Below are 14,527 nucleotides of genomic sequence, written 5' to 3' on the forward strand. Positions count from 1 at the left end.
TAAAAAGTAAGTATACAGCAGCTGATAATTATCATAGTATACACTGCTCTTTCTTTCTAGATTTACTGTAAACACTACATATTATGACAATTACATTTCAATACGTAAAAATTCAAGAGAGTGATACATTAAGTGCTGCTACGATAGAGCATCTCAATAAACTTAATAAAAAGTATCCAGAACTTATAAGAGCTCAGGTTTACTTTAAGGTAGAAAATACTTCTGCAGCTGCCCATCAAATATGTGAGATAGAAATAAGTGCTCCTGGGCCTAGACTATTTGCCACTACAACTGCTGTACACTTTGAAACAGCAATGAAGGAAACCATCTCAGACCTCAATAAACAACTGAGTAAACGCAAAGCAATATTAAAAGCACACTAAAACAACTGTTATGAAAAAGATATTAGTACCTGTAGACTTTTCGAAACATTCAGAATATGCACTTGAGACTGCTTCCGCTTTCGCGAAAGCGCACAACGCAGAGATTATATTACTCCACATGTTAGGCTTATCAGATAGTCTTCTTCCTAAGGATGAAAGCGAAGGAGTAAACCAAGCTGTCTTCCATATGAAACTTGCCGAAAAGCAATTTAAAGAGTTTAAGGACAAACCTTATATGAAAGATATCACAGTCACTGAAGAAGTTCAAAATCATACAGTTTTTCAAGATATCAACGAGCTGGCATCTCAGCAGGAAGTAGATTTAATAGTCATGGGGTCGCATGGGGTTAAAGGACTCAGAGAAGAGTTTGTAGGGTCAAATACTGAGAAAGTGGTGCGTAGCTCCACAATTCCCGTGCTAGTAGTTAAAGAAAAAATGACCTCTTTTATACCTAAGAATGTTGTTTTTGCTTGTGACTTTAAATTAGAAAATATCAAAGCATATAGAGACGCAATTCCACTATTTGAAGAAATGGAGGCTCGTATCCATCTTGTATATGTGAATCTCCCTACAGATCGCTTTAAAAGCTCAAAGGAGATAGAAGAAACCATGGCAGCCTTTATGCGTGCAGCAGAGTTTGGGACAGAATTACATCAAGAAGATCTTATGATTGTAAACGGTTATACCATAGAAAGCGGACTTTATGAATATGCAGAAAAGGTAGGAGCAGATGCACTGGCAATGCCTACTCACGGTCGTAAAGGCCTAGCACATTTCTTTGCAGGTAGTGTAGCAGAGAATGTGGCAAATCATTCTAAACTACCAGTATTTACTTTTAAAATGTAACACACAAGTTTCAATAAAAAAGGGTGAGTTTTTCAAGAAACTCACCCTTTTTTTATGCTTGGCGTTAAAATGAATTATCTCGAAGCTAGCAAGAAAGGTAGTTGATAGCGTTCTATAAGATGCATAATTTCTATGAGCGGTATTACAACGCTATACTGGCCGGTGTATGAAGGGCAAATGATACAGTCATCAAAGTAAAACTCAATTGCGTTATCGTTAATTACAAAGTTATTTTTATAGGCTCTAAAATCGGTATCAGATATTTCCCAGCAGTCATAAAACATTTCCCCAGAGTGAATTTGCTCATAAATGGTTTGATTAATTAAATCAAATACTTTCTTCTCTGCTCCAGCGATAAAAAAGTCGTCAAAATAGATGAACTCCTCCTTATCTACATTGTAATTAAGACAGTCAAACATGTAGGTAGAGTGCAACATTCCTGAGTAATAATTTTCTTTATAGAGCAGTATACTCACAAGATTTCTCTCATTTGCGTGAAGTTTAAAATTTATAATACGTTTATCTCTAAAACGTTTAATACTTAAAGTGTCGCATAGTAATTCTTTATCCTCAAGAATCTCATTTACAGTGCGCTCTACATTTAAGTAGCTCTCTGCCATATATTCATTAAACGCCTTGTACTTAGGGTTTATAGTCTCATTAAGATAAGGATAGGTGTAATCTAGAAGATAATCGTCTGCCTCTTTATATAGATTTTTTGACTCTACAACGGCTTTTAAAACTGTGCGATCATCTGGTATTTTGATCAACGCTTCTTTTTTTGAAAGCTGACTTTTTGCTTGAATTTCCATGATGTCCTTATCTGTGAGGTACAGAGAATCTGCAGAGTCTGGATCGAGTAAACCAGCTTCCTTCTGAGGTTCGGTATTTAATGGTGTTTTCTGCAGTTTATCTGTAGGTTCTTTGCAGCTAGCTAGTAATAATATTGTGATTAGGGTTAGATAGGTTTTCATAATAATGTTTTTAAGTGTCGTAAATGTAATTTTGAGATTGATGGATTACTATGATATCCGTCAGCTTAGATGTGTTACAACAAGAAGAAGTACATGTTTTTTTAATTCGCTTTCGCGAAAGCGTACTTTAAAAATCCACCCTACTTTGTGGTAGTTGTAGTCATATTAATGGTGGTAGGAGGCATTTTAATAACCTCAAGAGTGGTAGAGGCGATAACCACTTGGTCATTGGTTTTAAGAATCGCTTCTTGAATGCGAGACTGGAGGAGATCCTTTGTGATTCTACGCTTTTTGTAGTCTACTATATATCTCAAATTAAATTGCACCCAGTTATCTGTGAGCGTGATGGCAAGGGTAGGAGCAACAAGGGCATCTTCTATGTAGTACTTTGCAACAACTTGCTGCCAGTGATCGCGCGCAAAATTTACATAGTCTGCAAGTACCTCTTGTGCAACCTTTGTGATAATCTCTTTTGTAAGTGCCATATCTGAACTATGATGAATGGGGAGATTAAATTCATCCCAGATAAAAGGGAAATCTTGGGAGTAATTATAAATAGGTCCTTTAAAAACAAAGGCATTACTCAGTTTTACAATTCGGTCACTATAATTATCTGAGCTTACCCATTCTCCTATTTCCATCATGGTGGTGTAAATGCTATCTATATCAATTACATCTCCTTTAATCCCATTAATCTCTATGCGGTCTCCAGGCGCATATACTTTTACTAGAAAAATGTACAAGGAGCCAGCAATACTGAGGATAAGTTCTTGTAAAGTAAATGCTATTCCCGCAGAAAATAACCCAATGACGAGCGTAAAGTCTTCTATGTTTCCAGTAAAATATGAAACTGATAATAAGGCTATAAAGACGTAACCCACAATCTCAATCGCCTTTTGAGATTTGTAACGAGTGTTTGTATTGGGTAATCTTTTCTTAAGAAACTTACGTACTAGTTGTACGATTATAACAATAAAAAGTACCCATAAAGCATAGCGTATTACATGAACACCTTCTGGATGCTCCGTAAACCAGTTTCTTATGTATTCTAGTTGATCCAAGATAATTAATTTTTCACCTCACCACATTTGAGAATAATCCCGATTTGTCCTGCGTGATATGCAGTATGTGATGTGATACGACCTAGGGCTTGCGCTTTTGTTTTTGCACCAAACTCTTTGGTTTCAATAACTGTCTCCCAGTCTGCATCTGTTTGCTTCTCTATAATTGCCTTTAAAACAGATTTTGCCCTGATTATGATATCATTAAGCGCTTTGGGATCTATCCACTCACCAGTATCATGCTTTGCTATTACTGTTTTTGCCCTGATTTTTGTGTCTTTTGCTCCAAAAATATTTTTGGCAAATAATAATTCCACCTCTGCAATATGTCTTAGTAAGAAACCTAAACTATTAGGCGATGGAGATAGTTTTTTTTGTAAATCTTGTTCTGTAATTAAATGGAGTTTATCCTCTAGTCGTGTATGCGCTTCTTCCCATAATGCTAGTAATAATGAAGTTCGTGTAGCCATTATTGAAATCTTTTAAGTTGGTTTTCTAGCTCGCTCAGATGATGTTGTAATTTTTCAAGACGTTCTAAAAGATGAAAAATAGTTTCAATACCTGGTAGGTTAATGTCGAGCTCTTGATTAAAAACAAGAATGCGTTCAAGTTTTTGAACTTCTGTTTCTGGTATAAAGAGCGTGTTCTCTTTAGTCACTACAGTAACAAGTCCAAAATTGTTTAAATCTTCTAGAAAAGTAAGTGCAATCTCATGACTTGTGCAGAAGTTTTCGGCGGGTATTAAGATGTGTTTTTCCATAATTAATCAAGTGCTGCAAGTTCTTCATAAAGCTCTTTTTGTGCTGGAGTAAGAGTAGTAGGTATGGTGATTTGATAAGTCACAAACAAGTTTCCGAAGGTGTCATCCTTTTTATAAACGGGAAATCCTTTTCCGCTAAGTTTTACTTTGGCACCATTTTGAGTACCAGGCTTTACCTTGAGCTTTACGGTACTGTCTAAAGTTTTTATGTGAATATCTCCACCTAGTACGGCCGTGGTGAGCGGGATGTTATGTGTAATAAATAAATCTGCTTTTTCGCGATGAAAAGGAGTGTTATTTGTAATTGCAAAAGTGATATACAAATCCCCTTTAGGACCGTTATTAGGACTTTTACCACCATGATTTTTGATCTTAATGGTTTGACCATGTTCTACACCGGCAGGTATGGTAATTCTTATGTTTTTACCATTTACAGTGAGGGTACGCTTTGTGGTTTTAAACACATCCATTAAGTTGAGATGCAACTCTGCTTGCACATCTTGCCCGCGATAAGTAGCTCGCTGTTGCTGTCTTCCAGCACCTCCAAACATATTTTCAAAAAAGTCTGAAAAGTCTTCTTCACCACCTCCAGAATATCTTTGATATTGCTGTCCTGATTGCTGGCTATTACGTTGCTTACTAGCTTTTTCATAAGCCTCTGCATCTTTCCAGTTTTCACCGTATTGATCGTATTTTTTACGATTTTCAGGATGGCTTAAAACTTCATTTGCCTCGTTTATTTCCTTAAACTTATGTTCTGCCTCTTTATCATTAGGATTGAGGTCAGGATGGTACTTGCGTGCGAGTTTACGATATGCTTTTTTAATATCTGCTTCGCTTGCACTTTTGGTAATACCTAGTATCTTATAGTAATCTATAAATTGCATCTTTAAGAAAATATATTAATGTGAGAGCGCTATTTCTAATTTGCCTAGCATGACAAGTTCAGATTTATTAACGCCAGCAAATGCTCGCGCAATTGTCCATGCTGTTTGTAGAATGATGTTCTTAACTTCTAGTGTAAAAAACTGTGGCTGTTCATTTCTATAGGTAATAAATGCATCATACATATCTTGAGGATCTTCATTAAAAGCTTCTACACCTTCAAAAATAATCTCTATGAGATATGCAGCATCAGTGCCAAAAGCATCCTCCAGATCATCAAGATCTAGCCAGTAGTCATGAATACACGATTGGAGTCTAGAAAACTCCTCATCTTTTACAACCTTATCTGCTGCGGCAACAGCATAAAAGAGTTTTCCTAGCTGGTGATAAAATGTATTGTCTTTTTTATTAGTAAGAGCCATTTGGATTGTATTTACACCTGCAAATTAAGTCCTTGAAACGGTGTAGTCTATGATATTTATCATAGGCATATCTTGCTTTTATTCTCAAGTTTATAGGGTATTAAAAGTTATACCCACGAGCACTAGACAGCACATTACCAAGACAAGAAATTACTTTCTTTATGGAATAGTATAAGTACGCTTTCGCGAAAGCGTAAAAAATTAGTAATAAGCGCTGTAATTAACAATCATAAAGTGCCTTTAATATGAGGTGTGCAAGTTTCTTAGTAAGTCGCAAATCAGATTTTGTTTTTGGTGTGTATTAATTTCTAGTTTCATTACTTCATACTTTATTATTCTTGTACTTTTAGACGTATGGAATTTTTTGAAGAAAGTATTGAAGAAGCTTTTATGATTCTCTTTGAAGGAGCGTCTGAGGGGATTGTAGTTGTAAATTCAGACCAGATGATTGTGGCAACAAATCAATCTGCTCGCGACATTTTTGGCTATGAAAAGAAGGAGTTAGAAGGCAGGTCGCTAGAAACCTTAATCCCTATGCGTTTTCATAAGAAGCACGTGGGGCACTTTGATAAGTTTATGCATCATAGTGATAAACGTGAGATGGGCAAGGGACGTGATCTTTATGGGCTATGCAAAGACGGAAGTCAAGTACCTGTAGAAGCCGGACTTAATCCTTTTGTTCTTCACAAAAAGAAGTATGTCATGGCACTCGTGACAGATATTACTGTGCGTAAAAATGCCGAAAAAGAGCTCAAGCAATGGGCAAACATCTTTAACGAGTCTTTAAATGAGATTTTCATATTTGACGCTGCAAGCCTGCGCTTTATTGATGCAAATATAGGCGCAAGAGAAAATATAGGGTATACGCTCGAAGAGCTGTCATTAATGACACCCGTAGATATTAAGCCAGACTTTACAGAAAAACAATTCCGAGATTACATAGCGCCCTTGATTAATGGTACAGAGCGCAAAATGATTTTTAACACCACCCATGAGCGTAAAGATGGAACTACGTATCCAGTAGAGGTACACCTACAACCATCTAATTCTGAAAATACGAGTACTCTTGTTGCCATTATTCTTGATATTACAGAGCGTGTAAATTATACAGATAGACTTGAGAAGACCGTAGAGGAGCGCACCCATCAGCTAGAAGAAGCCTTGCAAACAGAAATAGAACTCAACGAACTTAAAACAAAGTTTTTGTCTCTTGTTTCTCATGAGTTTAAGACACCATTGAGTGGTATTTTAACTTCGGCGACACTCGCAGGAAAGTATACAACAGAAGAGCAACAAGATAAAAGAGTAAAGCACCTTACCACGATACAGAATAAGGTTAAGTATCTCAATACTATTATAGATGATTTTCTATCTATCGAGAGGCTAGAAACTGGAAAAACTAATTATGCATACACGACGTTCCCACTTAGCAAAGTGCTTAACGAGGTAATTTATGATGCAAACATGCACCTTAAACATGGCCAGCATATTAAGTATCCAGCAGATGCAGATGAGTTTATTATTAATTTTGATGAGAAAATTATGGAGCTCGTGTTGAGCAATTTAATTTATAACGCCATCAAATATTCATCTGAAGGAACTATAGTAGATATCCAACTCAAAATGAATAAGCAAGGACTCGAGATTAAGATTATTGATCAAGGAATAGGGATACCAGAACACGAGCAAAAATTTATTTTTAATCGATATTTTAGAGCAGAAAATGCATTGTTAAGTGCAGGAACAGGGATAGGACTTAACATAGTCAAGACGCATTTAGAAAACCTTGGAGCTTCTATTACTTTTGAAAGTAAGCATAATGAAGGTTCTACATTTACAGTTACAATACCAATCACATAGATTATGAAAAAAGTACTTTTAATAGAGGATGATATGGCGCTGCGTGAGAATACAGCAGAACTTCTAGAGCTTTCTAACTATGAGGTTACGACGGCTCCTAATGGTCGCATTGGTATTGACCTAGCTATAGCAAACCCACCACAAATAGTAGTTTGCGATATCATGATGCCTGAGGTAGACGGTTATGGAGTGCTAGAAGCGCTATCTAGCAACCCTAGCACAAGTCATATTCCATTTATTTTTCTTTCGGCTAAGACAGAGCACAAGGAAATTAGAAAAGGAATGGACATGGGAGCAGATGATTATCTTACAAAACCTTTTGAAGAAGAAGAACTTATAAGTGCCATAGAGAGTAGAATTGCAAAGGCAACGATACTTAATAACATATTTAAAGAAGAACCAGTAGTAAAGGAGGAAGACTCACTGCGTAGTCTCAATGAGCTTAAAAACTTTTTTGATGATGAGGGTGAAGAATTAAGTTTCAATAAAGGTGAATCAATCTATAAGGAAGGAGAACATTCTAACATGATTTACCTCATCCTCAAAGGTGTGGTAAAAACACATAAGATGGATGAAAGTGGAAAGGAGCTTATCACCGGACTTTTAAAAGCAGATGATTTTCTTGGTTTTACCTCATTTATTGAAAACATAGCTTACCTCGAGTCTGCTACAGCTATAGAAGATACTGTTGTCGTAGGAGTGAGTAAAAACGAACTAAAAGAAGTGCTTGAGAAAAGTAAGAACGTATCCTTAGAGTTAATGGAACTTCTTACAGATAACCTTGCAGAGGTTAAAGGACAGTTGTTACAGATGGCATACAGCTCTGTGCGTAAGAAAACAGCGCAAACCATCTTACAGTTTGCTGTAATCCTTAATAAAAAGCCAGAAGAAGGAATTAAAATTGCACGTAATGATCTAGCAAGTGTGGCTGGTATCGCTACAGAAAGTTTAATCAGAACACTATCTGGTTTCAAAAAGGAAGGTCTTATTGAAATAGAAGGACGCAACATCAGGTTGATTGACGTGGAAGGACTTGAGATGATAGACTAAATCGTGTAAACTGACTTTTGTCATATTTTATGGCTCAACAGTAAAATACATTTGTACTATTATATATAGTACTCATGAAGCATATTCTTATACCTGTAGATTTTTCTGACCAATCTTGGAACACGGCCTTATGCGCCTTTAACTTGCATAAGAGTGCAGGAGTACGATTCTATATTTTCTTTTCGGAGCAGCATGACTATGCTACAGGTGAGGCAACCGTTATCTGTGAGCATCCCGCACAGCAGCTCTCTTCTTGGGTAAAAAAGCTAGAAAAATTAAAAGGTAGTGGTCAGGTAATCATTCCATTAAAATGGGAGAGCGACTTTATATCAGACATGAGAGGAGCCGTTGCCGATAATAATATAGATCTTATCGTAATGAGCACGCATTATCCCAATATATTTTGTGATGTACTAAAAGGAAGTCATGTGCGAGAAGTAATCACACGTTTAAAATGCCCTGTACTTATCGTGCCTAGAGAGTTTCAATGTAAAAATCCTAAGCAGGTAGTTTTAATTACAGATTACAATTTTAATCATAGGGCAGAGCCCACTTCTGTAATTAATAATTTTATAAAGCGCACAAGTGCACACCTCAATATTCTACAATTATCAAAAACAGGTAATGCGCTTAGTGAAACACAGCAAACTAATAAAACCTTCTTGCAGACTTCTTTTCATGACATACCACACAGTTTTCATTTTGTAATGGAAAGAACAATGGATGAGGCTTTGCAATTTTTTGTAGATGTGCAGCAGGTAGACCTAGTGGTTTTATTTGCAAAAAATATTAATCTGTCTGAGAATGTTCTTTTTTCTCCAGCCCTTTCAGAAGAGAAGGATTATCACAAAAACATCCCGTTTCTAATAGTACACGAATAATTGGCGAGCTGACAAAAGTCATAGTTTACAGAGTGTTAAGTTTCTAGCTTTGAGTATCAATAAACACTTACTACTATGAGAGTTATTATCGTACCCACAGATTTTTCAGAAAATGCTTTTAATGCACTTCGTTGTGCGCAACAGTATTTTAAATATGAAAAAAGTAAATTCATATTAGTTCATACCTATGCAGATGAAGTTTATGAGAATAAAGAGGTTCTCTCAAGAGATATTCTAGAAGAATATAAAGCAGTTAAACATAAAGAAACGGAAGCATCTCTTGCCTTAGTCTTAGAGCGAGCTATGGGTCTAGAGCCTAATCCACATCACACATTTGAATCTAAAGCTATTTTTGGGACATTACTAGATGAAGTAAATTCCCTAGTAAATAGTAAAAACGCAGATCTGATTGTAATGGGATCTCAAGGTAACTCGGCACATCGATCCATTACCTATGGTAGCAACACATTACAAGTTATAAAATATGTAAAATGTCCAGTATTAGGCATTCCGCTAGGGTACAAATATGAGCGACCAGAGCGTATTTTATTCCCTTCAGAATTGTTGATTCCTTATAAAAATAGAGAGTTGAAACTCCTTAGTTGTTTAGCAAAAAGCTATCGTTCTGAGTTGCACTTACTATATATCTCAAACTTTGATAGATTATCCCTTAGACAAGAAGATGTCAAGAGTGGTTGGGAATACCGCTTTCGCGAAAGCGAACAAACCTACACACGTCATGACGAAGGAGATATAGCTCAAATTATAAATGAGCACATAAGTAGCAATAAGATTGACATGGTGGTGCTAGTAAACTCAAAGCATACCTATATGGAAACATTGTTACATACATCGACCATTGATACAGTAGGTCTCAATACCAAAATCCCATTTTTAATTTTACAGAATCTCTCACGCTAAACCATCACTTTATGAAACATATATTAATACCTACAGACTTTTCTAATGCTTCATATAACGCACTTGAGTATGCAGTGCAGTTATTTATAAACGATGCATGTACTTTTTATGTGTTGAATACCTACACACCTGTTGCTTTATATACCACCACTATTTACGATAATCATACAGCGCTTAATATAGACTTGGGTGAGATTTATAAAAACAACTCCTTAGAGCGACTCGAGACTATTATAGATAAAGTAAAATATGCTTACCCAAACAGTAAACATACTTTTACTCCTATAGCAAGCTATAATGTATTAACACTGGAAATAGATGAAATTGTTACAACTTCAAACATTGACGCCATCGTTATGGGAACCAGTGGAGCATCTGGACTTAAAGAAGTTTTTATAGGTTCTCAAACAATGCATGTTGTAAAAGATGCAAAAGTGCCTGTGATAGGCGTACCAGAGGGTTATACTTATAAAGCGCTCAAGGATATTCTGTTTGCTACAGATTATCGCACGGGAACCCATCAAAAGGGGCTTTCACTTTTAGAAGAACTTTGTAGAAAGCATATATCTAGGCTCATTTTTTTAAACGCGTATTTTGGTCTTTCTCTAGATGAAGAACAGCTTGAAAATAAAGAGAGCCTTGATACTTATTTTGAACGCGATGCACATATTAATGAAATAGCAGATGGCATGACTGTGCTTGAAGCCGTTGAAGATTTTCAATCTAAGCATGCGATAGATTTACTGGTACTCGTGCACAATAAGCATAGCTTTTTTGAGAACCTATTGTTTACACCTGTTGTAAATAAGATTGTCCATCATGCAGCTCTTCCTTTTATGATTTTACCACCCGTTAATACTGCTATATAATGATACGTGTTTTAGTACCTACAGATTTCTCCAAGCATGCATTAGATGCATTCACTTATGGGCAGCAGCTTTTTAAAGGAGAAAAAGTGACGTTTACATTATATCATGCTTATGAGCCATCTGCATTACAATTATTAGGAAATAAAAGTCCGCTCGCACTTTCTAAGATCTATAGGGATTTAAAAGACGAGTCAGAAGTGCGCTTACCTGTATTTCTATCAGAAATTCTAAGTAGAGATAAGAGTACGACTTTCTTTTACAAAACGGTAAGCTACTCTGGCCACCTTAAGGATGGTATTGCAGCGCTAGAGGAAAACGCTTATGATTATATAGTGATGGGAACAAAAGGAGCAACGGGACTTAAAGAAGTTTTTATGGGTAGTATGACCCATAGTATAGTAGCACTCCACAAAAAAATACCGCTACTTGTCATTCCAGAAAATGCTGTATTTAATGAGCCCGACAGCATAGGCTTTGCAACAGATTTTGCAAGACCGTATAGCCATGAGGATTTACAACCACTTATCGAGCTTACTAAGTTATGGAAAGCAACGGTGCGCATGGTAGAGGTATATGAAAAACCAGAGATTACTCAAGTAAAAAAAGATCATTTACAACAACTAGAAGACTTACTTTCAGGGGTAGATTATCGATTTCATACAGTCCCTGAGTTTTCATCATTAGAAAATTGTATAAACGTGTTTGATGATGAACTCAACATAGATTTACTTGTGATGATTGATTATCCTAAAACATTTTTTGAAAGACTCACGCGCGAGCCTGTTGTAAAGAAGATGACATTCCATACCACACTACCATTTCTTATACTTCCCAGCCATAACTGATTATTGTCATAGAATAAGAGTGTATCTCTCACTAGTTTAGAGGTATAAAACTTATGAAAATGGCACACATACTAGTACCCACAGATTTTTCTAAGAACGCTTACAACGCATTATTTTATGCAACTAGATTGTATCCTAATGAGGAATGCATAATAACGCTAGTACACTCTTTTGAAAATTTATTTTCCACCAATACGAGTCGTATAGATATAGGTAGAAATGAGCAATTATATGATGAGTTAGAACGTGCAGCTTTTGATAAGCTTGATACGTTGAAGCATGAAATAACACTTGATAGTGAGGGCATTTCTCTTGTTATTGATATGGTAACGAGCGCACAGCCTTTATACAAAATAGTAAATAAGCTTATCATAAATACAAACATAGATGTAGTGGTGATGGGAACTAAAGGCTCTTCAGGAATACGAGAAGTATTTTTAGGAAGCCAAACGGTAAAACTAATTAAGAAAATAAAGCCTGTGCCTGTGCCTGTGTTTGTAGTGCCTCAAAGCGCCACTTTTCAAGCGCCTACAAAGGTTGCTTATGCTACAGATCTTAAAATTGACTATGCTCAGTATCCACTAGAGATTATAAAGGAAGTCATAAGAACACATAAATCTAAGCTGTACATCACGCATATTTATAATCAAATGAGCCCAGGTCAAACTGTGGAGACTAATTATAGAAAACTTAAGCACAAACTGGAAGACGTCTCTTATACTACGCACTGGCTGTCTAGTATCACTAAGATGGAAGATGCACTAGGCCTCTTTATTAATGAACATGATATCAATTTACTAGTATTGATGTACCACAAAAGTGGCCTTTTAAAGAAACTCTTTAATAAATCGTTTGTAGATAAATTAAGCTTTCACTCAGAAATACCTCTACTCATATTACCAGAATCATTCTGATATATATCATAGTTTATACAATAGTACTCCCGTATTTTTAATTAATAATCAAACACTTACACGATGAAAAAGAAGATTCTAATACCTACAGATTTCTCAAAAAATGCTTGGAACGCGCTCACCTATGCAGCCGATCTTTTTAAGCATGAAGAATGTTCTTTCATTGTTCTCAACACCTATAGAACTAAAGGTTACAACTTAGGTGATTTGATGGTTCCAGAACCTGGAACACCATCGTATGAGAGTGCAAAAACGGCATCAGAGAAGCACATGGATAAGTTGGTGAGTATGATAGAATTTAGGGATACTAACCCTAAGCATGAGTATGAAATCATCACAAAGTTTGGTGGTCTTATGGAGGTGATGGAAGCTATAATTGAGCAACGAGATATAGAGTTAGTGGTGATGGGTACTAAGGGAGCAAGTAATAGTAGGGGAGCTCTTTTTGGTACAAGTACCATTCTCGCGATGGAAAAACTACGCAATTGCCCTGTGATGGGAGTGCCTCTCGATGTACGAGTAGCCAGTCTCAAAGAGATTGTAATGCCTACAGGATATAAAACTCATTATAAACGCAAAGAGCTCAGCAATCTCACAACAATTGCAAACCTTCAAGACGCAAATATCTGTGTGCTTTATGTAAACCCAGATGATACGTTAAGTAAACAACAAGAAGCAAATAAAGAGTTGCTGGCAGAGTGCCTAGAAGATGCATCCTTTAGTTTCCACCATCTGAGTGGAGTGGATGCTACTATTGGTGTGAGAAATTTTGTAGAGAGTCGTGATAGCGATATGGTTGCTATCATTAATAGAAAGCATGCCTTTTTTGGGAGTGTTTTTACCACACCTATGATCAAGGAGCTCGGTATGTTCAGCAAAGTGCCATTATTAGTGATGCATGATTTACGCAATTAATGGTGTGATGGTTACGCTTTCGCGAAAGCGTAATTGCACTATTTAGAAAACTAAGTCGCTGTAAAATAATTTGATAACATAAACCCAGCTTTACTCGTGATTAAAAAGTCTATCCAAGTCAAAAAGTCCTCTGGTGAAAAAGTAGATTTTTCACTAGAGAAACTGAAAGCCTCTTTACATCGCAGCGGCGCTGGAGAAAATGACGTAAGTCATATTCTTAATATAGTTCGCGATGAGCTTTATCAAGGCATATCTACTAAAGAAATTTACAATAGAGCCTTTGCATTGCTCAAAAAAAAGAAATCTGTTTTTGCGTCAAAATATAAATTAAAGAAAGCCATTTATGAATTTGGGCCTACAGGCTTTCCCTTTGAAAAATTTATAGGGCAGGTGTTAAAGCATAGTGGCTATGACACAGAAGTAGGAGTTCTTATGGATGGAAAATGTGTACATCATGAAGTGGATGTGGTGGCAAGTAAAGAAAACCGAACGCTTTATGTAGAGTGTAAATTTCACGGTGAAGAAGGGCGTAACTGTAATGTAAAAGTGCCGCTTTATATTCATGCGAGATACAGTGATATTATTGCTGAGACCAAAATTAAAGGAGCTATAAGTACTGAAGGATGGGTAGTTACTAACACTCGTTTTACAAAAGATGCTATAGATTATGGAACCTGCGCAGGTCTTACTTTATTAAGTTGGGATTATCCTAAAGATAACGGACTCAAAGATCGTATAGACAGCTTAGGATTATATCCCATTACCGTTTCTACACTTCTTACAAAGCGAGAAAAAAACTTTTTACTTGGTAGAGATGTTGTACTGTGTAAGCAATTACTAGGTGATAGTTTTTACCTCGATCATCTAGGAATTTCTGAGACTAGGAAGTCAAAAATTTTAAAGGATATTCAATTTCTGTGCAATGTAAGTGAGTAATAAA

Annotated in this window: 17 protein-coding genes; 11 read left to right on the forward strand and 6 right to left on the reverse strand. The window is 36.2% G+C overall.

Annotation, left to right across the window (positions count from 1 at the left end):
- Window positions 1-83: 83 nt before the first annotated feature.
- Window positions 84-383, forward strand: a complete 300-nt coding sequence (locus tag KRODI_RS11770) for an HPF/RaiA family ribosome-associated protein (RefSeq protein WP_013751826.1) — start codon at window positions 84-86, stop codon at window positions 381-383.
- 10 nt (window positions 384-393) lie between these two features.
- Window positions 394-1,230 (forward strand): universal stress protein, encoded by an 837-nt coding sequence (locus tag KRODI_RS11775; protein ID WP_013751827.1) that lies wholly within the window; start codon window positions 394-396, stop codon window positions 1,228-1,230.
- A gap of 74 nt (window positions 1,231-1,304) precedes the next feature.
- Here the strand turns inward: KRODI_RS11775 and KRODI_RS11780 are convergent, their stop codons facing one another.
- The 6 genes from KRODI_RS11780 to KRODI_RS11805 form a co-directional block, all read right to left on the reverse strand.
- Window positions 1,305-2,204: an RsiV family protein gene (locus KRODI_RS11780; protein WP_013751828.1), complete on the reverse strand. Its 900-nt coding sequence runs from the start codon at window positions 2,202-2,204 to the stop codon at window positions 1,305-1,307.
- 140 nt (window positions 2,205-2,344) lie between these two features.
- On the reverse strand, window positions 2,345-3,265 hold the full coding sequence (locus KRODI_RS11785) for a mechanosensitive ion channel family protein (protein ID WP_013751829.1): 921 nt from the start codon (window positions 3,263-3,265) through the stop codon (window positions 2,345-2,347).
- A 5-nt stretch (window positions 3,266-3,270) separates the two neighbouring features.
- Window positions 3,271-3,735 carry a DinB family protein gene (locus KRODI_RS11790; protein WP_013751830.1) on the reverse strand — a complete coding sequence of 155 codons (465 nt, stop codon included), beginning with the start codon at window positions 3,733-3,735 and terminating at the stop codon, window positions 3,271-3,273.
- Window positions 3,735-4,025, reverse strand: a complete 291-nt coding sequence (locus KRODI_RS11795; protein ID WP_013751831.1) for a chaperone modulator CbpM — start codon at window positions 4,023-4,025, stop codon at window positions 3,735-3,737. The genes KRODI_RS11790 and KRODI_RS11795 overlap by 1 nt, the downstream gene beginning before the upstream one ends.
- Before the next feature lie 2 nt (window positions 4,026-4,027).
- Window positions 4,028-4,912: a DnaJ C-terminal domain-containing protein gene (locus KRODI_RS11800; protein ID WP_013751832.1), complete on the reverse strand. Its 885-nt coding sequence runs from the start codon at window positions 4,910-4,912 to the stop codon at window positions 4,028-4,030.
- A 15-nt stretch (window positions 4,913-4,927) separates the two neighbouring features.
- Window positions 4,928-5,332 carry a hypothetical protein gene (locus KRODI_RS11805; RefSeq protein WP_013751833.1) on the reverse strand — a complete coding sequence of 135 codons (405 nt, stop codon included), beginning with the start codon at window positions 5,330-5,332 and terminating at the stop codon, window positions 4,928-4,930.
- A gap of 354 nt (window positions 5,333-5,686) precedes the next feature.
- Between KRODI_RS11805 and KRODI_RS11810 the strand changes: the two genes are divergently transcribed.
- From KRODI_RS11810 to KRODI_RS11850, 9 genes are all read left to right on the forward strand, one after another.
- Window positions 5,687-7,192, forward strand: a complete 1,506-nt coding sequence (locus KRODI_RS11810; RefSeq protein ID WP_013751834.1) for a PAS domain-containing sensor histidine kinase — start codon at window positions 5,687-5,689, stop codon at window positions 7,190-7,192.
- Between the two features lie 3 nt (window positions 7,193-7,195).
- Entirely contained in the window at window positions 7,196-8,242 is a 1,047-nt protein-coding gene (locus tag KRODI_RS11815; protein WP_013751835.1) for a response regulator, read from the forward strand.
- A 74-nt stretch (window positions 8,243-8,316) separates the two neighbouring features.
- A complete protein-coding gene (locus tag KRODI_RS11820; protein WP_013751836.1) occupies window positions 8,317-9,123 on the forward strand; it encodes a universal stress protein in 807 nt (268 codons plus the stop codon).
- A 75-nt stretch (window positions 9,124-9,198) separates the two neighbouring features.
- Window positions 9,199-10,044 carry a universal stress protein gene (locus KRODI_RS11825; RefSeq protein WP_013751837.1) on the forward strand — a complete coding sequence of 282 codons (846 nt, stop codon included), beginning with the start codon at window positions 9,199-9,201 and terminating at the stop codon, window positions 10,042-10,044.
- Window positions 10,045-10,055: 11 nt separating this feature from the next.
- The gene (locus tag KRODI_RS11830; RefSeq protein ID WP_013751838.1) at window positions 10,056-10,913 is read left to right on the forward strand and encodes a universal stress protein; all 858 of its coding nucleotides are present in this window, start codon (window positions 10,056-10,058) and stop codon (window positions 10,911-10,913) included.
- Window positions 10,913-11,758 (forward strand): universal stress protein, encoded by an 846-nt coding sequence (locus KRODI_RS11835; protein ID WP_013751839.1) that lies wholly within the window; start codon window positions 10,913-10,915, stop codon window positions 11,756-11,758. Before KRODI_RS11830 ends, KRODI_RS11835 begins: the two co-directional genes overlap by 1 nt.
- A gap of 59 nt (window positions 11,759-11,817) precedes the next feature.
- Window positions 11,818-12,672, forward strand: a complete 855-nt coding sequence (locus tag KRODI_RS11840) for a universal stress protein (protein WP_013751840.1) — start codon at window positions 11,818-11,820, stop codon at window positions 12,670-12,672.
- 63 nt (window positions 12,673-12,735) lie between these two features.
- Window positions 12,736-13,587: a universal stress protein gene (locus KRODI_RS11845; protein ID WP_013751841.1), complete on the forward strand. Its 852-nt coding sequence runs from the start codon at window positions 12,736-12,738 to the stop codon at window positions 13,585-13,587.
- Window positions 13,588-13,683: 96 nt separating this feature from the next.
- The gene (locus tag KRODI_RS11850; RefSeq protein ID WP_013751842.1) at window positions 13,684-14,523 is read left to right on the forward strand and encodes a restriction endonuclease; all 840 of its coding nucleotides are present in this window, start codon (window positions 13,684-13,686) and stop codon (window positions 14,521-14,523) included.
- Window positions 14,524-14,527: the final 4 nt, after the last annotated feature.

The organism is Dokdonia sp. 4H-3-7-5, assembly GCF_000212355.1.
In the GTDB taxonomy this organism is placed as follows: Bacteria; Bacteroidota; Bacteroidia; order Flavobacteriales; family Flavobacteriaceae; genus Dokdonia.